We start from the raw sequence: 17,771 nt of genomic DNA, 5'->3' as shown, positions 1-17,771 counted from the left end.
ATTTAAATTTTAATCAAAATTATAGCGCATAGATGAAAAATATTTTTCTAATACTAATAAGTTTGCTTATGCTGACTTATGATGCCTATGCCACAACTGATGTCGCAGATATAGATACTCAACAAAAATTAGTGAATACTGATGAGTCAAAAGGAAATGTTACTCAAGATGATTCAGCTCTAGATACTGTTGAGCAGTATGAAGGAGAATCTATTGCTCCAGGATCAACTTTTGATGTTGGGAAAACTCTTCTAAAATTATCTGGCGCTGATAAGGTTAAGCTACCCTTGTATCAAGGGATAGAGGATAATGTAATACTTTCTCAAGCAATGCTTAATACACAGCAAGAAACCGGTGATCCAGAATTTATTATTTTATCGCGTCAGAATGGTTTATTAAAGGATGATTACTTATATGTAGGAGGGATGGCTTCCTTTACACCCACTTGGGGTAGAAATTCTCAAAATGGTGTATCTGCAAATTCAATTAATAATTATGCACTAGAATATTATGTGGCGAGTACATTGGGTGAGTGGACTTCTATATATGCCTCTTTAAGTACCTACACGATTAATGGTGAATGGTCTGCAACTCCGGGCGGAGTATATTTTATATTGGGTAATCTCAATAGATTACCTGTTTATACTTACGCTGCATTATCAACAGTAAACTTTGGTAGTTTTGATGAAACTACTAATATTATACCAACATTAACACGTTTATATTTTATGCAATCAGGTGGGAATGTTAATCTTTCATATAACAAAGATGGTTTGCAGACCAATTTTGTGTTTTTGGCTACATCTAAAGATGGTTTTTTGAAGGTAGCTAATGCATATGAGGGTAACTCCAAATTAAGCTTTTCTGTAAATATGAAATATACCCAAGACTTACAAAATGTTGGGGATTACTGGTATGCTGGTGCTGCTTACTCAAATGTTTCGGGTTTTACAAATGATCAAAATGATAATGTTGGTGTAGTAAATTTTAATTTCGGAATGAATATTAGTAAACTTGAATTTGTTAATGAATTTGTATTTACAGATAAAGGAGTGACATCTTTGACAGATGTATCCGGAGGTTTTAATTTAAGAGAAGCTTTTGCTTCATCAATATTTCCAGATTTAACTTCAAATCAATTTTTAACAAGTGGTGGTAATGTTTTTGGCTGGTCATCACAGCTTGATTATACTGCAAATGTAATGAATAAAGATCTAGTACCCTTTGTTAGTTATTCTCAGATTCAACAAGCATCGGATAATTACGCAGCATCAGTTGCTACTGGATTTAGATACAATGTTTTTGCTGATGGATGGCTAGGTTTTAGTTATACATATGTTAGAGGACAAGCAAAAAACTTCTCTGAACAAGATAACATTATGACTATGTACTTAAGAATATTTATCTAAAAATAGATTGCAAATAATATAATAAGATAAATAAATATAATGGATAGTAATTAGAGGTCTATAATGTTATATTAATCCACACTAAAGAAATTATAGGAATTTTATGTCTAGTTATCCTTTGTGTCCTAAATGTCAATCGGAATATGTTTATCAAGTTGATGAAATCTTAATATGTCCAGAGTGTGGTTATGAATGGCAACCAAATGAAAGTGCTGATGAGCAATTAGTTGTCAAAGATTCAAATGGCAATCTTCTTGTTGATGGTGATACAGTTACTGTGATTAAAGATCTAAAGCTTAAGGGCTCTTCGCAAGTTATCAAAGTAGGTACTAAAGTTAAAAATATTCGCTTGGTCAGCGGTGATCATGATATTGACTGTAAGGTCGATGGTTTTGGTGCTATGAAATTAAAATCTCAATTTGTAAAAAAAGTATAAAATGAAGCCTACGAGAATACTTTTTATTATAATTTTTGGATTTATATGTAGTTTTTGTTATGCATATTATATAGAAGAAAATGGTAAAAAAATTCCCGTAAGCAAAAGAGTGGCTGATACTATAGATGATATTGAAATAAAAGAAGGTGAATCACTAACTCAGCAACAGATTGTTGACATAATACAACAAAATGACAAGGACTTAGATAATAAAGAATTGTAGTTTCATGTTTATAAAATTAGTGACCTTAGCAAGTATTTTAACAATATCTACATTTAGTGTGGCAGTTAGTGCTATGCCGGGCACGGATTCAAATACAAATACAAATACAAATACAAATACAAATACAAATACAAATATATCTAGCCTTGTTGGAAATAGTTATGATCCTGATAATATCCGTAGACTTGAATCTAATGCTTATAGAAGAGTTTTTCCTAACCAAGACTATATATTTAACAAAGCACCATTAAGTGTTGAACAACAAGAAAAAATCGAAAAGCAAGCAATTCAGGACTTATCAGTTAAAGAAGGTGAGGCTCTAACAGATAGTGAAAAACGCGCATTAGCTAAGAAGACCTTTGATACTAAAATCAATGAAGCCTTAAATATTGATGCCATAAAAACTTCATGGTTTAATGGTTTTAGGGTTAGTGAGACACTAACTCACGCGATGTTAAACGTACAATCAGATACTGGTGATCCATTGTTTATGCTTCAGGCAAGACAACAAGGCATTTTAGATGATAACTATATCTACTTTGGTACTAAAGTCGCTCTAATTGATTGGCAAAGACTAAATAAGGTACCTCCTGGTGGAGAGAGAGAATTTTTTTCGTATGCTGTAGATTTTTATGCCGCTTCAACAATTTCTAAATGGTTTACATCTTTAGTTGGTTTTACATTATATCAAGATCATCGTGATGGTTTTAATATAGATCCCAATACTATATATTTGATTGTTGGTAATCTTTCAGAAAGTCCATTTTTTGGGTACGTAGCTAACTCAACGGTAATGTATGGTAATTTTGATATTGTATCAAACTATGTTTCAACATTAACTAGAACATATTTTATGCAGTCAGGAGGTAATATAAATTTTTCTTATCATACTCAAGACCTGCATTTAAATGCTGTACTTTTAGATGCAAATTCTAATAGTTACTTTGGTGTTACAAATGCTGCTAGTAAAAGTGGAGTTGGATTCTCTCTAAATGGTAAATATGTTTATGAGATGGGGGATGTTGGAGATTATCAATATCTTGGAGCAGCATATTCTAATGTATCAGGTTTTCAGACCAAAAATGGTGGAAATGTTGGTGCATTTGATATTAACTATGGTCTTGCTATTTCAGATATAAACTTTGAAGCTGAGGCTCTTTTGACAGATAAAGGAGTTGGGGGTATTAACAACTCTTCCTCTGTTAGCCCAAATAATATTGCAGGAGTTCCATTTTTTGGCTCAGTAAGACCTAGTGCTGCACTGATATATGACAATTTCTTAGGTACAGGAGAAAATGTAGGTTCCTGGTCTTTACAATCAAGCTATACAGCAACAGTATATGGCAAAAGACTTATTCCATATATTGACTATTCACAGGTTTTGCAAAATAAATCAAATTTTGCTTATCAGTATGGTGCAGGTTTAAGATATAACGCTTTTTATGGTTCCTGGTTGGGTTTGGATTATACAAATATTTATTCACGCAGTAGTAATTTTAGGGAACGACAGAATTACCTTTCTCTAAACTACACTATATACTTATAGACCTGCACTGTTATAATTAAACGTTAGTAAGGTTAATGAGGTTTTTTTGATGTCTAGGCAAGTTTTTATAGATACAGAGACAACTGGTTTTGATTATAAGATTGGTAATAGGATCATAGAATTTGGAGCAGTTGAAGTTATCGATAGAAAAGTTACAGGTAATAATCTGCATTTCTATTGTAATCCTAATTATGAAGTAGAAGCAGGTGCCTTAGCTGTCCATGGTTTGACTAACGAATTTTTAGCAGATAAACCATCATTTGGAGAAAATGTTGACCAAATGATAGATTTTCTTAGAGGTGCTGAGATTATTATACATAATGCAGCATTTGATGTACCATTTATAAACTGGGAGCTTGGGCTTCTAAAAAACAATAAATACGGCACATTAGAGCAACATGTTGCAAAAATTGTTGATAGCTTAGAACTTGCTAGAAAAAAACATTCTCTTCAAAAAAATAATCTTGATGCTCTTTGTAAGAGATATCACATTAGAAATGATCATCGTACTTTTCACGGAGCTTTATTAGATAGTGAATTGTTAGCGGATGTCTATCTTGCTATGACTGGTGGACAGACTAATCTTGTCTTGCAAACTACAAAAAATGCTAGTAAGGATACTATAGATATAGATTTTGATAAATTAAAATTACGTTCAGCTAATGAAACCATTATTAATATATCTGAACATGATAAGTATCTTTGTAATATATTGAAATTAGAAGAGTCTGCTAAATGGTAAAAAAGATAATATTTCCTGAAGCCGATAAAGAAGATCTTACTTATGTGGGAGAGGATTTTTTTTCTAGAGATTTTTTTTTGGAAAAGACTACTTATCAAGCATGGTTGAAACTAAAACAAGCTGCAGAAAATGAAGGTGTTTGTTTATATGTAGTATCAGGTTTTAGAAGCTATGAGTATCAGCAAAAAATAATAGATAGAAAACTAGCTAGTGGTCAAACTCTAGAACAAATCATGAAGGTGAATGCATTGCCAGGAGAAAGTGAACATCACACAGGTAGGGCAATTGATTTAACTACTGATGACGAAAAAGAGGTCTTAACAGAGTTGTTTGAGGATACATTAGCTTTTAAATGGTTAAGTAAAAATGCTCATAGATTTGGATTTAAAATGAGTTTTCCTCGTGATAATGAATATGGATACATTTATGAACCTTGGCATTGGTGTTATCAAAATGAAGAGAAGTAAAGTAAATAAACTCCTAATACTATTTGTATCTATAGTTTTTTTAAGTTCATGCACAACTCCAAACAAAGAAGTGACAAAAATAAAATTTGCTTCTTATGACTATCCTTGGATATTTGCTCCTGTAAGAAAAGATCTTGTAGAAAATAATATATCTGGAGCAATAAACAAAAATAATAATATTGCCAATATAAAGCAGCTAAAAAATCTTAACTATCTTGAATCAGGAAGATTGCTTCAGCTTAATGATAATTATCCAGAATCAATAAAATTCTATGATCTAGCAATTCAATCTATACCCAAAAATCAAGAAGAATCATTAGAGCAAGCAAAAAAAATCTTATTAGACAAAAATACATACAATTATTATGATATTAAAACAGCATATAATATACCAGACTATGCTATAAGTTTTTTATATACATACCAAGCTCTAAATTATTTAAAAACAAATGATGTTAATCAAGCTCTTAAGTCACTAGATAGTTTGGATACTGCTAAGATATGGCGTGATGAACAAGAGTTAATAGCAGGTGGTATGAAAGAACTTGCTAAGGAAGATCTTGACAGGAATGATATTACTAATGATAACTTAGGTTTAGATAGTTTCAAATCATTAAAGTCAATGCTTGAATTTTCAGCAGTGATTCCAAATGCTTATGGTAATCCAATGACTTACTATCTAAAAAGTTTATTAGATTCAGCAGTTTCAAAAAATTATCAAGAGTCATTAAATGACCTTGAAAATGCTCAAAAGTATACAGTTGGTAATAGATATCTTGATCAAACTGCAAATGAATATCGATCTGCAGTAATTGGTCAAATATCGCCTTTTTCTATGGGGATGGGTAGGATTGTAGTTTTTTATGAGCAGGGACTTGTTAATATTCGCAAGTCAGCTAAAGCTAATCTTGATCTAGGAAATATTGGTATCAGAAAGATGGAGTTTCCTGTATATAAAACTAAATATAGCTTTTTTGATCCCAAGAGAGTAACAATTTCTTCAGGTAAGAGTACATTAGTCGATACCTACACAGAAACTCTACTAGATACAACTTTGTATGCTATGAAGTCTCTCATCGAGAGTTATTCAAAGGTTGTTACTCAGAATGTTGTGATTGAGGCATTCAAGTATGATTATGATAAAAATTTCCCTTTAGGAGGTATTTTAGGAAGTCATCTTAAGTTTGATTTGTCAAATACAGATCCTAAAAGAGCAGATATGAGGTCTTGGCTATTATTACCAAATAGTATTGATTTATTTGAACAGCAAATTGATAGTGGTAATTATACAATTCAAGTTAATAATGTTCGTCAGAAGATAGATGTAAAGCAAGGTAGAACTACTTTATTATGGATTGTAGATATTGGGAAGTTTAAGAAAGTATACTATTTCATTTTTTAGATTATAAAGTTAGTCTTCTCATAGTTTTAAATTAATTAATCATTTCTATTTTTAAGATTTATTTATCAGATATCTTCAAAATAACTAATAAATCCAATACGAATTATATTTACTCATAGCAGTCCAAGTGATATAAATTAAAGTACAAAAGGCGTAATTTTGAGGTATTTATGAAAAATATCGTAATACTTGGTGCCGGCAGAGTCGGGTCTTTAGTTAGTTGCTTACTGGTTGAAAGTGGTGATTATACTGTTCATTTAATTGATAGATACATTCCTCATGACAAACCAGTTTTAGAAAAAAATGTAGATAATTTGATATACGTGGAACTAGATGCCACTAACTCTTCAGACTTAAAAAACTATGTGCAGCAGAATGATATAAAAACTATAGTTTCATGTTTACCGTTTTTTCTTAATAAAGATATAGCTAAGATAGCAGGCGAGTTAGAGCTTAACTATTTTGATTTGACAGAAGATGTAGATGCTACTAACTATATCAAAAGTATAGCAGATAAAGCAGAAAATAGTTTCTTTGCACCGCAATGTGGTCTAGCTCCAGGATTTATAAGTATTGTATCTAATAATCTTATGCAAGAGTTTGACTCAATTGATACCGTACGTATGAGGGTAGGAGCTTTGCCTTTAAATGTTTCGAATACACTTCAATATGGTTTGACTTGGTCTACAGAAGGTCTAATAAATGAATATGCGAAGCCTTGCGAAGGAGTCGTTGATGGTGAAAAAAGAACTCTAGCTCCATTAGCTGATGTTGAAGAAATAAAAATAGATGGACTTACTTATGAGGCTTTTAATACCTCTGGTGGTATTGGTTCGATGATCGAGACTTATGCAGGTAAGGTTAAAAACATAAACTACAAAAGTATCCGTCATCCAGGGCATTGTGATAAGATGAAATTCTTAATGCAAGATATGAAGCTAGGCGAAGATTTGGATACTATGGTTAAGATTATGGAGAGAGCAATTCCAAGAATTAATCAAGATGTAGTTCTTATATATGTATCAGTAGATGGTATCCGAAAAGGCTTAAAAGCAGAGCGTCATTTTGCGCAAAAATATCCTTCAAAACGTATGTTTGGTAAATATTTCTCAGCATTACAATTAACTACTGCAACAAGCTTGTGTGTAAGTATAGATCTATTGCTTAACTCTAAAGATAATCCTACAGGATTTATAAACCAAGAGTCTATATGTTTACAAGAGTTCTATGATAATAGATTTGGTAAGTACTATAGAAATTCAGGACTTTTGATACAAGCAGATTAATCTAGGGGGAAATAATGAGTATTTTACAAGAATTAAATTTAGGTTTAGAAGCACATATAACTGATGATAATAAAAATGTTATAGAAACTTTAAGTCCAGCAACTGGTGAGCTTTTAGCTAAAGTTAAAAATCAAAACTTAGATGATATGCAATATGCTATTACAAAGGCTGCGGAGGTTGCTAAACAATGGCGTCAAATTCCAGCACCTAAAAGAGGCGAGTTAGTTAGACTTATTGGCGAAGAGCTCCGTAAAAATAAAGATCATCTAGGAAGTTTAGTGTCTCTTGAGATGGGTAAATCTAAGCAAGAGGGTGATGGTGAAGTTCAAGAGATGATTGATATGGCAGATTTTGCTGTAGGACAATCACGTATGTTATACGGTGTGATGATGAATTCTGAGCGTCACGATCATAGAATGTATGAGCAATGGCATCCATTAGGAGTAGTTGGAGTTATTTCTGCATTTAATTTCCCAGTAGCTGTGTGGTCTTGGAATGCTTTTATAGCTGTCATTTGTGGTAATACTGTAGTGTGGAAACCTTCAGAAAAGACACCATTATGCTCAATTGCTGTACACAATATATGTCAAAAAGTAATTCAAGAGCATGGTTATCCTGAAATTTTTTATACAATAATTTCTAAAGACATTGAGGTTTCAAAAGCATTAGTTAATGATGAAAGGGTAAATCTAATATCTTTCACAGGTTCTACAAAGGTTGGTCAAGATGTTGGACAACAAGTCGCTAAAAGATTTGGTAAGTCAATTTTAGAACTAGGTGGTAATAATGCTACAATTATTGATGAATCAGCTAACCTAAAATTAGCAATACCAGCAGCTGTTTTTGGAGCAGTTGGTACAGCAGGGCAGAGATGTACTTCTCTAAGAAGACTATTTGTGCATGAATCAATCTATGATTTGGTCAAAGATAAAATGGTCAATGCCTACAAACAAGTTACAGTTGGAGATCCGCTAGATCAAAAAAATCTTATGGGACCTCTTATAGATCAAGTATCAGTTGATAATTTCTTAAAAACTGTAGATCAAGCTACAATAGAAGGCGGTAAAATTTTAACTGGTGGTAAAAAAATCGCAAAAGCTGGTTTCTTTGTTGAGCCAACAATAATTGAAGCAAATGCTAATATGCCAATAGTAGCAGAAGAGAATTTCTGTCCTATTTTGTACATAATGTCTTTCAAAGATATTGATGAAGCAATCAAACTCAACAATAGTGTTAGATATGGTTTATCAAGCTCTATATTTACTGATAATATCCAAAATGCTGAGAAGTTTCTATCAAGTTTAGGTAGTGATTGTGGTATTGCTAATGTAAACATTGGTACATCAGGTGCTGAAATTGGAGGCGCGTTTGGTGGTGAAAAGCATACTGGAGGCGGTCGTGAAGCTGGTTCGGATGCGTGGAAGGTATATATGCGACGTCAAACTAGCACGATTAATTATGGTAAAGATTTACCATTAGCACAAGGAATCAAATTTAATCTGGAGGATTAGTTATGAGTTTTAATATTATAGATAAACTTTGGGATCAGTATATTGAGACTAATCCACATGTTAAGCAAGTTTATGAGGCATTTGTAGAGGAAGGTGAAAAGCCTGTCAATGATCATATAGCATTAAGAACCTTAGACAATCCAAAGATAGATATAAATGTATTATCAAAACCCTTTATAAATATTGGATATAAAGTATGTGGACATTATGACTTTGAGGTTAAGAAGCTAAAAGCGATACATCTTGAGCACAGTGATCCTAGTCAGCCTAAAGTGTTCATTAGTCAGCTTCTAGTTAGTGAATTTAGCCCGTTTTTACAAAAAACAATGGAAGCTTGTGTAGAAGCTATACCTAACAGTTTACTAAAGAATCCTGAAGCTTTGTTAACATCAGGTGCAAGTTGGAGTTTTATAAGTTACAAAACTTACCAAAAGCTTCTCGAAGAGTCTGAGTATGCTGCTTGGTTTTATGCTTTTGGTTTTAGAGCAAATCATTTTACTGTTTTTATCAATGATTTGAAAAAATTTAGTGAAGTTTCTGAAGTTAATGATTTTCTAAAATTAAATGGCTTTGTATTAAATACTTCAGGTGGAGAAATCAAAGGGTCACCAGCAGATTATTTAGAACAATCAAGTACAGTTTCTGGAAAATCAGAAGTTAAATTTATAGAAGGCAAGAAAGAGATTCCTTGTTGCTACTATGAGTTTGCAAAACGCTATCCTGATAATAGTGGTAAGCTGTATCAAGGATTTGTAGCCAAATCAGCAGATAAAATATTTGAAAGTACAAATGCTAAATAATCTATTTATAGTTTTTTGAGATTATTTCACTAACTTTGAGAAATAAATCTTCATAAATTGAGCTTTTACGCATGACTAAATCTATTTCTCTAAAGAAGTCACCATTATCAATATCTATATATTTAACATTTTCAGTTTTTGTACAAGCTGTTTTAGGAATTAATGTAATACCTTCATCAATAGATACCATCTGTCTTAGAGTTTCTAAACTACTGCCTTTAAAGTCATTATTATTAAAATCTTTTAATGAACATAATCTTAAAGTTTGGTCTCTTAGACAGTGTCCTTCATCAAGCAACATAAGATTTTGTTTAACAATTTCAGTTATACAGATTTTTTTATTTTTTGCTAGTGGATTAGTTTTTGCAACAGCTACATAAAATTTATCATCAAAAACTTTTTTTCTTTTAAATTGATAGTTATCCGTAGGAGTCGCCAAAAGAGCAAAGTCGATCTTACCTTGGTCAAGCATATTTACAAGAGTATCAGTTTTTTCTTCAATTATAGATATACTTAAATTAGGGAATTCTTTTTTGATTTCAGGCAAAACCTTTGGCATTAAATATGGGCATAATGTTGGGAAAGCACCTATTGATATGCTTATTTTTCCATTATTTAAATGTAGTTCGGATATCTTTTTTAAGTTTTTTACTTCATCTAAGATCTTATAAGCTTGATTAACTATTTTCATACCAGCTTTTGTTATAAGTACTTGTTTTGTACCTCTTTCAAAAATTTGTATACCTATAAGCTCTTCAAATTTTTTTATCTGCATACTTAGGGCTGGTTGACTAACATAGCACTTTTCTGATGCTGTAATAAAGCTTTTAGTTTCATATACAGAAATGATATATTCAAGAGTACGAGTATTCATATAAGTAAATCTTATAGCTAGTATAAATATAATATATTTTAAATTATTTATTAAAGCAATACAATAACAGTGTAACTTAACAAAACACAAGGAGTTAGACATGACTAAAAGAGTTCCTAATGTAACTTTTAAGACTAGAGTAAGAGATGAAAGTATCGGTGGATCAAACCCATTTAGATGGCAAGATGTAACATCTGCTGATATTTTTGATAACAAAAGAGTAATTGTTTTTTCATTACCTGGAGCGTTTACTCCGACTTGTTCTACTTATCAACTACCTGGTTTTGAAAATAATGCAGCTAGGTTTAAAGAGCTAGGAATAGATGAAATTTATGTTTTATCTGTAAATGATAGCTTTGTAATGAATAAGTGGATACAAGCACTAGATGTAAAAAATATTAAACCTATTCCTGATGGTAATGGAGAGTTTACAGAGGCTTTAGATATGTTAGTAGACAAATCAAACCTAGGTTTTGGCAAGAGGTCTTGGAGATATGCGATGATCGTTAACAATCACGAAATCGAAAAGATGTTTGTAGAGCCAGGTAAGCGTGATAATGCTGAAGATGATCCTTACGGAGAGTCTTCTCCTGAGAATCTTCTAAAATATTTAGAAGCTAAATAGCGATAAATGGAGTCTCTAATGAGCAATAAAGTAGTTCTAATAGGTGCAAGTGGAGTAATAGGATCAGCAACTTATAATAAATTTATAAATGCAGGTTATGAAGTTATTTCAGCAACATTTAGTGGAAGCAATGGTTCACACCGTATTGATATAGAGGATATAGAATCTATCGAAAATTTCTTTGAAAAAGTAGGTTCTTTTGATGCTTTAGTATCTACTACTGGTAAAGTAGCTTTTAAAGCTGTTGATGAACTAACTCAAGAAGACTGGAGTTTTAGTTTTAGAAATAAGCTACTTGGACAAATTAATCTAGTGCAAATTGGTGCAAAGTATATCAATAAGGGCGGTTCATTTACATTGACTACTGGAATATTGAATGTTGAGCCAATTGCTTTGGGTGTTGCAGCAGCTACAGTAAATGCTGCAGTAGAAGGATTTGTAAAAGCAGCAACTCTTGAATATAAAGATTTCCGTATAAATACTGTTAGTCCAACTGTAGTCAAAGAGGCGTTAGCAAAGTATGGGCCATTCTTTGTAGGCTATGAACCTATAGAAGCAGAAAAAGTAGCTAATGCATATCTTAAGTCAGTAGCAGGGATTGTTAATGGTAGTATTATAAAAGCCGGTTATTAATTTATAATTATCAAAAAACTATTCTACATTTAATTTCCTAATAATATTGACCAACTCTATTTATATATATACTATTTTATTTAAGTATCTATTTTAAGATTGCATTCAATAAGTATTGTTGCGCTTAATAATGATTGATATTTATTTCAATGAGGAGAGAACATGAATAAGATACTAACTACAGCAAATGGTGCTCCAGTACCTAATGATAATACAAGTATTAGTGCAGGTAAAAATGGTTCGCTAACATTTGATAATTTTAGATTATTTGAAAAACTAGCTCATTTTAATCGTGAGAGAATCCCTGAACGTGTAGTACATGCACGTGGAACAGGAGCGTATGGTACGTTCACTCTTGAAAAAGACTTATCAGATTTGACAGTAGCTGATTTTTTAAGAGATCAGAATAAACAGACTGATGTTTTTGTACGATTTTCTACTGTTGGTGGAGGTCAAGATTCTAGTGATTATGTTAGAGATGTGCGTGGTGCAGCTATCAAATTTTATACCAAGCAAGGTAATTTTGATATTGTAGGAAATAACACACCAGTATTTTTCATAAGAGATCCTAATAAATTCCCAGATTTTGTACACTCACAAAAAAAGAATCCTCAAACTAACCTACCAGATCCTGCGGCCCAGTTTGAATTTTGGTCAAGAAACCCACAATCTTTGCATCAAATGACAATATTGATGTCTGATAGAGGTATCCCAAAGAACTATAGGCATATGCATTTATTTAGTTCTCATACACTTAGCTTTTATAATGAAAATGGTGAACGTTTTTGGGTTAAGTGGCATTTTAAAACACAACAAGGAATTAAAAATCTCACAAATGAAGAAGCATCTAGGCAGCCAAGCTATGGAGCTCAAAAAGATTTGTTTGATGCTATAGAGAGTGGTAACTATCCAAAGTGGGATGTTAAATTGCAAATTATGACTGAAGACCAAGCAAAGCAATACAGTATAAATCCTTTTGATTTAACTAAGGTTTGGTCTCATAAAGATTTTCCACTTCAAAAAATAGGTGTTTTAGAGTTAAACCGTAATGTTAATAATTATTTCGCTGAAGTAGAGCAAGCTACTTTTGCTCCTAATAATCTAGTGCCTGGTGTTGGTGCATCTCCAGATAAGATGTTACAAGCTAGACTATTAGCTTATCAAGATGCTCATAGATATCGAGTAGGTGTAAATGCAAGTCATATACCGGTAAATGCTTCAAAATGTCCCATGCATAATTATCAGCGTGATGGAGCAATGGCTGGTACAGCTCTTAATGTATCACAGAATGAAACGCCTAATTTTTATCCAAATGCGCATTCTGATTCTCCTTCAGATGCTAAGCAATATATAGAGCCACCTTTAGAAATAGAGGGTTATATTGCTTATTATGATGCACAAGGCGAAGATAACTACTCACAAGCTGGAAATCTTTTTAGATTAATGAGCGAATCTCAGCAGCAACAGTTAGCTAATAATATTGCAGAAGGGTTGGTACATGCTAGTCAAGAGATTCAAGAAATAATGCTTGACCAGTTTGCTCAAGCTGATAAAAACTATAGAGTTAAGGTCGAAAAAGCCCTTCAAAATATGTAGTTAGAAATAATTTTTATTCAGATTATCTGACATTAGCGGAAATAACTCAAAATAAAGCTGTGATATAAAATAAGTTTTTATTTTTTAATAGTAACTATTAAATGAAATTTTATATACTATTGACTTTCAAAAGTTTTTATAAAACATTATAGTATTAAAATCGAACCATAAATTTTGTACTTTATGAAAAAATACATATTAATCTTACTCAGTGTAGCTACTTTTAGTTTATCTTTTGCTATGAGTCCAAGTAGCTTTATCGCTAAACCAACTTCAGAAAAATATGAATCTGAAATTATGGATGCAGATGAACAAATCATAAAGTTCATAGCAAAGCGTCAAGAGTTAAGAAATCAAATGTTAGATCTTCAGAAAAATCAGAAGTTACCTAGTAATGATCCATTTGAAGATAAAGACTTGGCAGCTACGCGTACTAACTTTGCAATACAGTATAATGTAAGCCCTAAGCTGGTCGATCAAGTATTTGATATTCTAAATTCTTCGGCTCAAAAACCAGCAAAATAATATTTTAAATAAAGTTTATAAGAGGTGGTAATACAATGTCAATTTATGATTTTAAATTAACTAAGAATGATGGCTCAGAATATTCTTTACCTAATAATAAGGTTCTTTTGATAGTTAATGTTGCAAGTAAGTGCGGATTTACTAAGCAATATAAAGGACTTCAGCATTTACATAAATTATATCCTGATCTAGAGATAGTGGCTTTTCCATGTAACTCATTTGGCGGACAAGAACCTGGTAGTGATGAAGAAATCAAAAGTTTTTGTGAAACTAACTATGATGTTACATTTCCAATAATGAAAAAGACAAAAGTAAATGGTAAAGATGCAGAACCATTATTTGAATATCTTAAAGAAAGAGCAAAAGGTGTGCTTGGTACCGAAGCTATAAAATGGAACTTTACAAAATTTTTAGTATCAAAAGATGGTGAGACTGTCATTAGGTATGCACCTAAAACAATTCCTGAAGATCTAATATCTGATATCGAGAATTTTCTTAAAGATTAAGTCCAAAAATCTGTATAATTTATTTATCTCTGTTTTAAATTCTAAAATATGATTTCAACTTCATTATCTTATATATCATCTTTATTACTTATATGTAGTCTTATAGTTTTGCTATCAAGTAAGTCAAAATCAAAATTATTTGAATATTTTCCAGCGATTGTAATTATTTATTTTGTCATAGTAGTACTTTCAGCTATGGGATTTTGGGATTCAAAATCTTCAGAAATTATTCAAACAAGATTACAGCTTCAAGACTTAATATTGCCTGTGATGTTATTTTTGATGCTTATTCGTTGTGATATTAGAGTCGTTATAAAGCTCGGTAGAAAATTACTTATAGCATTTTTTGGAGCTACAGTAAGTATCATAATAGCTTTTGTCATAATGTATTTGACTGTTGGTAAGTATATATCGCCAGATGCTTGGAAAGGATTCTCAGCTTTATCAGCAAGTTGGATGGGTGGTACTGGTAATATGATAGCTGTTAAGCAAGCTCTTAGTACTCCTGATAATCAGATGGGCTATATACTATTGACAGATTCTATTAGTTATTCTATTTGGTTTGCTTTTCTGTTTGCGCTTATTTCTCGAGCAAATATATTTGATAAATGGACTAAAGCAGGTTGTATTGAAGAGCATATAAGTAAAGTTGATATTAACAATCCTTATGATGTCAAAGGCGATATTAACTTTGTTGGAATATTTGTATTAATTGCAATGGCATTTACTGCTACTAATATAGCAAAGATTTTATCAAGTTATTTACCAGCAACAGATTTAATATCTGCTAAGACTTGGACAATATTGCTAGTAACACTATTTGGGTTTGTAGGTGCTATGACTCCATTAGCCAAAATTAGAAGTGATAGTATTATTGCAAGTATCTTCTTATATTTTTTGGTCGCACTTATAGCATCAGGCTCAAGTTTCAAAGGGTTTTCTCAAGCACCGATATACATAGTTTGTGGACTTATGGTTCTTGTTATTCATGCTATACTTATGATAATAATTGCCAAGATATTTAGGCTAAACTTAGCAATGTGCTCTATTGCCTCTTTAGCAAATATTGGTGGAATAGCAGGAGCACCTATATTAGCAAGTGCATATACTAGAAGTTTGGTATCTATTGCAGTTGTTATGGCTTTACTTGGGTTTTTGATTGGTACCCAAGGTGGATTAATTGTAGCTAAGATACTTTCAGGATTTGCAATATGAGTAAGATAATTGATATAAAAACATCTATCATCAAGATACCTCTTAAAAGAACATTTATAACAGCTGTACGAAGTACAAACCATATTGATTCCTTAGCAGTTGAGTTAACTTTAGATAATCGAGTTAAAGGTTATGGTGTATCTCCAGCAACCACAGCGATTACTGGAGATACGTTGCAGGGTATGCAATATATTATTCGTGAGATATTTGCTCCAGTGATACTTGGCTCAGATTTATCTGATTACAAACAAACTTTAGAACTAGCTTTTAAAAAAGTGATGTTTAACTCCGCTGCTAAAATGGCTATAGATTTGGCGTATCATGATTTATTAGCCAAAGAACAAAATATATCTGTTGCTAAATTACTTGGAGCTAAAGCAAATTCTATAGTAACTGATGTTTCTATAAGTTGTGGAAATGTTGCAGAAACTATACAAAATATTCAAAATGGTGTCGAAGCTAACTTTACGGCTATTAAGGTTAAAACAGGTGCTGATTTTAATAGGGATATCGAGTTGCTTAAAGCTCTTGATAATGAGTTTAGTAAAAACATTAAATTTAGGTTTGATGCTAATCAAGGTTGGAATCTAGCACAAACAAAGCAGTTTATCGAGGAGATAAACAAATATAGTTTAAATGTAGAGATAATCGAGCAACCTGTTAAATATTACGATATAAAAGCAATGGCAGAGATTACTAAATTTAGTAATATTCCTGTAGTTGCAGATGAGTCAGTATTTGATGCCAAAGATGCAGAACGAGTTATAGATGAACAAGCATGTAACATGATTAATATTAAACTTACAAAAACAGGTGGTATTTTAGAAGCTCAAAAAATCAAGAAATTAGCAGACAGTGCAGGTATATCATGTATGGTGGGGTGTATGATGGAGTCACCAGCAGGTATTTTAGCTACAGCGAGTTTTGCATTAGCAGAAGATATTACAGTAGCTGATCTTGATCCTTTAGACTGGGTAGCTAAAGATTTGTATAGTGATTATATTACATTTAATGAGCCTAATATTATTCTAAAAGATAATCTAAATGGTTTTGGTTTTAATCTCTAAGTAATACATATAACGATGAGTAAAGATAAAGTTGTAATTTTGGTACATGGTTTTATTAAAAATAGTAAAGACATGTCATCTTTAGCTAATTTTTTAAAAGATGGTTATGATGAGGTTATAGCAGTTGACTTACCAACAACATTTGTAAGTGTTGATGTGGCAGTTAATAAACTATGTCAAATTATAAAAAATATTCCACCATCAAAGTCGTTGATATTTGTAGCTCATAGTATGGGTGGGATAATATCATGTATGACTATTGATAAATTACAGCTTACGAATGTTGAAAAATGTGTATTTATAGCTTCTCCATTTGCTGGCTCAAGAGTCGCAGATTTTGGTGATAGGATTCCTTTTTATTCTAGAGTGCTAAAACCAAATAAAGATCTCAAAGTAACAGACAAGTATTTAGAAATCTGCAATAGAGTAGCAGAGAAAGTATCAGTAGGTCTTATTGCTGGTAATAAGTATTCTAAACTTAATTTTTTAGCAAGACTATGTCTGAGAAATGAGCATGATGGTTTGGTAGAAGTATCATCAGTATTTTCTATAAACAGTCTTGACAGAATTACTCTAAATAAAAATCATAGTCAAATTCATCATGATGAAGAAACTCTTACTAAAGTATCATTTTTCTTGAAGACAGGTAGGTTTCTATCTTAAAAAATAATTTATATGCATATTATTCAGAACGAGGCTTACATGCCAGATTCATTTCTGGCTCTGAGAATGAATTGTGACCTACCTCATGAGCGTATCGACAATTTTTGTTGTTAAACTGAGTAGCTTCAAAGAATTTGTTATCATTAGTGTGTATTGAGAATCCTAGATTAAATAAGATTAAAGAGGCTATTAGCAGAGTTGTTTTTTTCATATTATTTCCATCAAATTTTAATTTCGTAGCTATT

20 protein-coding genes are annotated in these 17,771 nt (G+C 31.8%); 18 read left to right on the top strand and 2 right to left on the bottom strand.

Annotated elements, in window-relative coordinates; genetic code table 11:
* Window positions 1–32 precede the first annotated feature (32 nt).
* From IMS64_RS05035 to IMS64_RS04990, 10 genes are all read left to right on the top strand, one after another.
* Window positions 33–1,409, top strand: a complete 1,377-nt coding sequence (locus IMS64_RS05035; RefSeq protein WP_211490041.1) for a hypothetical protein — start codon at window positions 33–35, stop codon at window positions 1,407–1,409.
* A 103-nt stretch (window positions 1,410–1,512) separates the two neighbouring features.
* Window positions 1,513–1,845: a zinc ribbon domain-containing protein YjdM gene (locus IMS64_RS05030; RefSeq protein ID WP_004287640.1), complete on the top strand. Its 333-nt coding sequence runs from the start codon at window positions 1,513–1,515 to the stop codon at window positions 1,843–1,845.
* A gap of 1 nt (window position 1,846) precedes the next feature.
* Window positions 1,847–2,068, top strand: coding sequence for a hypothetical protein (locus tag IMS64_RS05025; RefSeq protein WP_211490040.1), 222 nt, complete (start codon window positions 1,847–1,849; stop codon window positions 2,066–2,068).
* 4 nt (window positions 2,069–2,072) lie between these two features.
* Entirely contained in the window at window positions 2,073–3,614 is a 1,542-nt protein-coding gene (locus IMS64_RS05020; protein WP_211490039.1) for a hypothetical protein, read from the top strand.
* A 49-nt stretch (window positions 3,615–3,663) separates the two neighbouring features.
* Window positions 3,664–4,356 (top strand): DNA polymerase III subunit epsilon, encoded by a 693-nt coding sequence (gene dnaQ, locus IMS64_RS05015; protein WP_211490038.1) that lies wholly within the window; start codon window positions 3,664–3,666, stop codon window positions 4,354–4,356.
* Window positions 4,350–4,823: a M15 family metallopeptidase gene (locus tag IMS64_RS05010; protein WP_211490037.1), complete on the top strand. Its 474-nt coding sequence runs from the start codon at window positions 4,350–4,352 to the stop codon at window positions 4,821–4,823. Before dnaQ ends, IMS64_RS05010 begins: the two co-directional genes overlap by 7 nt.
* Window positions 4,783–6,225: a COG3014 family protein gene (locus tag IMS64_RS05005; protein WP_211490036.1), complete on the top strand. Its 1,443-nt coding sequence runs from the start codon at window positions 4,783–4,785 to the stop codon at window positions 6,223–6,225. The genes IMS64_RS05010 and IMS64_RS05005 overlap by 41 nt, the downstream gene beginning before the upstream one ends.
* 170 nt (window positions 6,226–6,395) lie before the next feature.
* The gene (locus IMS64_RS05000) at window positions 6,396–7,511 is read left to right on the top strand and encodes a saccharopine dehydrogenase family protein (RefSeq protein ID WP_211490035.1); all 1,116 of its coding nucleotides are present in this window, start codon (window positions 6,396–6,398) and stop codon (window positions 7,509–7,511) included.
* 14 nt (window positions 7,512–7,525) lie between these two features.
* Window positions 7,526–9,022 (top strand): L-piperidine-6-carboxylate dehydrogenase, encoded by a 1,497-nt coding sequence (amaB, locus tag IMS64_RS04995; protein ID WP_211490034.1) that lies wholly within the window; start codon window positions 7,526–7,528, stop codon window positions 9,020–9,022.
* Window positions 9,023–9,024: 2 nt separating this feature from the next.
* Complete coding sequence (locus IMS64_RS04990; protein ID WP_088821289.1) at window positions 9,025–9,822, top strand: DUF1338 domain-containing protein; 798 nt, start codon at window positions 9,025–9,027, stop codon at window positions 9,820–9,822.
* Window position 9,823: 1 nt separating this feature from the next.
* On the opposite strand, the gene oxyR is transcribed toward IMS64_RS04990, so the two are convergent.
* Window positions 9,824–10,696 carry an oxidative stress transcriptional regulator OxyR gene (gene oxyR / locus IMS64_RS04985; RefSeq protein ID WP_042519237.1) on the bottom strand — a complete coding sequence of 291 codons (873 nt, stop codon included), beginning with the start codon at window positions 10,694–10,696 and terminating at the stop codon, window positions 9,824–9,826.
* A 100-nt stretch (window positions 10,697–10,796) separates the two neighbouring features.
* Here oxyR and IMS64_RS04980 point away from each other — a divergent pair, with 100 nt between their 5' ends.
* From IMS64_RS04980 to IMS64_RS04945, 8 genes are all read left to right on the top strand, one after another.
* Complete coding sequence (locus IMS64_RS04980) at window positions 10,797–11,321, top strand: peroxiredoxin (RefSeq protein ID WP_004287651.1); 525 nt, start codon at window positions 10,797–10,799, stop codon at window positions 11,319–11,321.
* Between the two features lie 18 nt (window positions 11,322–11,339).
* Window positions 11,340–11,954 carry a short chain dehydrogenase gene (locus tag IMS64_RS04975; protein ID WP_211490033.1) on the top strand — a complete coding sequence of 205 codons (615 nt, stop codon included), beginning with the start codon at window positions 11,340–11,342 and terminating at the stop codon, window positions 11,952–11,954.
* Between the two features lie 162 nt (window positions 11,955–12,116).
* A complete protein-coding gene (locus IMS64_RS04970) occupies window positions 12,117–13,550 on the top strand; it encodes a catalase (protein WP_211490032.1) in 1,434 nt (477 codons plus the stop codon).
* A gap of 183 nt (window positions 13,551–13,733) precedes the next feature.
* Window positions 13,734–14,075, top strand: a complete 342-nt coding sequence (locus IMS64_RS04965; protein WP_004287654.1) for a chorismate mutase — start codon at window positions 13,734–13,736, stop codon at window positions 14,073–14,075.
* A gap of 35 nt (window positions 14,076–14,110) precedes the next feature.
* A complete protein-coding gene (locus IMS64_RS04960) occupies window positions 14,111–14,581 on the top strand; it encodes a glutathione peroxidase (RefSeq protein ID WP_004287655.1) in 471 nt (156 codons plus the stop codon).
* 48 nt (window positions 14,582–14,629) lie between these two features.
* Window positions 14,630–15,796: a DUF819 family protein gene (locus IMS64_RS04955; RefSeq protein WP_211490031.1), complete on the top strand. Its 1,167-nt coding sequence runs from the start codon at window positions 14,630–14,632 to the stop codon at window positions 15,794–15,796.
* Window positions 15,793–16,863: a dipeptide epimerase gene (locus IMS64_RS04950; protein WP_211490030.1), complete on the top strand. Its 1,071-nt coding sequence runs from the start codon at window positions 15,793–15,795 to the stop codon at window positions 16,861–16,863. The genes IMS64_RS04955 and IMS64_RS04950 overlap by 4 nt, the downstream gene beginning before the upstream one ends.
* A gap of 15 nt (window positions 16,864–16,878) precedes the next feature.
* Window positions 16,879–17,526 (top strand): alpha/beta fold hydrolase, encoded by a 648-nt coding sequence (locus IMS64_RS04945; RefSeq protein WP_211490029.1) that lies wholly within the window; start codon window positions 16,879–16,881, stop codon window positions 17,524–17,526.
* 19 nt (window positions 17,527–17,545) lie between these two features.
* Here IMS64_RS04945 and IMS64_RS04940 read toward each other — a convergent pair whose 3' ends face one another.
* Window positions 17,546–17,737 carry a hypothetical protein gene (locus IMS64_RS04940; protein WP_211490028.1) on the bottom strand — a complete coding sequence of 64 codons (192 nt, stop codon included), beginning with the start codon at window positions 17,735–17,737 and terminating at the stop codon, window positions 17,546–17,548.
* Window positions 17,738–17,771 lie beyond the last annotated feature (34 nt).

This window comes from Francisella philomiragia, assembly GCF_018135955.1.
GTDB lineage: Bacteria > Pseudomonadota > Gammaproteobacteria > Francisellales > Francisellaceae > Francisella > Francisella philomiragia.
The sequence above is the reverse complement of the archived record's forward strand: the minus strand, read 5'-3'. Positions and strand labels throughout refer to the sequence as shown.

What these genes read in the sequence shown, in the direction of transcription:
- IMS64_RS05035 (WP_211490041.1), top strand. Translation starts at nt 33, where the DNA reads ATGAAAAATATTTTTCTAATACTAATAAGTTTGCTTATGCTGACTTAT.
- IMS64_RS05030 (WP_004287640.1), top strand. Translation starts at nt 1,513, where the DNA reads ATGTCTAGTTATCCTTTGTGTCCTAAATGTCAATCGGAATATGTTTAT.
- IMS64_RS05025 (WP_211490040.1), top strand. Translation starts at nt 1,847, where the DNA reads ATGAAGCCTACGAGAATACTTTTTATTATAATTTTTGGATTTATATGT.
- IMS64_RS05020 (WP_211490039.1), top strand. Translation starts at nt 2,073, where the DNA reads ATGTTTATAAAATTAGTGACCTTAGCAAGTATTTTAACAATATCTACA.
- dnaQ (WP_211490038.1), top strand. Translation starts at nt 3,664, where the DNA reads ATGTCTAGGCAAGTTTTTATAGATACAGAGACAACTGGTTTTGATTAT.
- IMS64_RS05010 (WP_211490037.1), top strand. Translation starts at nt 4,350, where the DNA reads ATGGTAAAAAAGATAATATTTCCTGAAGCCGATAAAGAAGATCTTACT.
- IMS64_RS05005 (WP_211490036.1), top strand. Translation starts at nt 4,783, where the DNA reads ATGAACCTTGGCATTGGTGTTATCAAAATGAAGAGAAGTAAAGTAAAT.
- IMS64_RS05000 (WP_211490035.1), top strand. Translation starts at nt 6,396, where the DNA reads ATGAAAAATATCGTAATACTTGGTGCCGGCAGAGTCGGGTCTTTAGTT.
- amaB (WP_211490034.1), top strand. Translation starts at nt 7,526, where the DNA reads ATGAGTATTTTACAAGAATTAAATTTAGGTTTAGAAGCACATATAACT.
- IMS64_RS04990 (WP_088821289.1), top strand. Translation starts at nt 9,025, where the DNA reads ATGAGTTTTAATATTATAGATAAACTTTGGGATCAGTATATTGAGACT.
- oxyR (WP_042519237.1), bottom strand. Translation starts at nt 10,696, where the DNA reads ATGAATACTCGTACTCTTGAATATATCATTTCTGTATATGAAACTAAA.
- IMS64_RS04980 (WP_004287651.1), top strand. Translation starts at nt 10,797, where the DNA reads ATGACTAAAAGAGTTCCTAATGTAACTTTTAAGACTAGAGTAAGAGAT.
- IMS64_RS04975 (WP_211490033.1), top strand. Translation starts at nt 11,340, where the DNA reads ATGAGCAATAAAGTAGTTCTAATAGGTGCAAGTGGAGTAATAGGATCA.
- IMS64_RS04970 (WP_211490032.1), top strand. Translation starts at nt 12,117, where the DNA reads ATGAATAAGATACTAACTACAGCAAATGGTGCTCCAGTACCTAATGAT.
- IMS64_RS04965 (WP_004287654.1), top strand. Translation starts at nt 13,734, where the DNA reads ATGAAAAAATACATATTAATCTTACTCAGTGTAGCTACTTTTAGTTTA.
- IMS64_RS04960 (WP_004287655.1), top strand. Translation starts at nt 14,111, where the DNA reads ATGTCAATTTATGATTTTAAATTAACTAAGAATGATGGCTCAGAATAT.
- IMS64_RS04955 (WP_211490031.1), top strand. Translation starts at nt 14,630, where the DNA reads ATGATTTCAACTTCATTATCTTATATATCATCTTTATTACTTATATGT.
- IMS64_RS04950 (WP_211490030.1), top strand. Translation starts at nt 15,793, where the DNA reads ATGAGTAAGATAATTGATATAAAAACATCTATCATCAAGATACCTCTT.
- IMS64_RS04945 (WP_211490029.1), top strand. Translation starts at nt 16,879, where the DNA reads ATGAGTAAAGATAAAGTTGTAATTTTGGTACATGGTTTTATTAAAAAT.
- IMS64_RS04940 (WP_211490028.1), bottom strand. Translation starts at nt 17,737, where the DNA reads ATGAAAAAAACAACTCTGCTAATAGCCTCTTTAATCTTATTTAATCTA.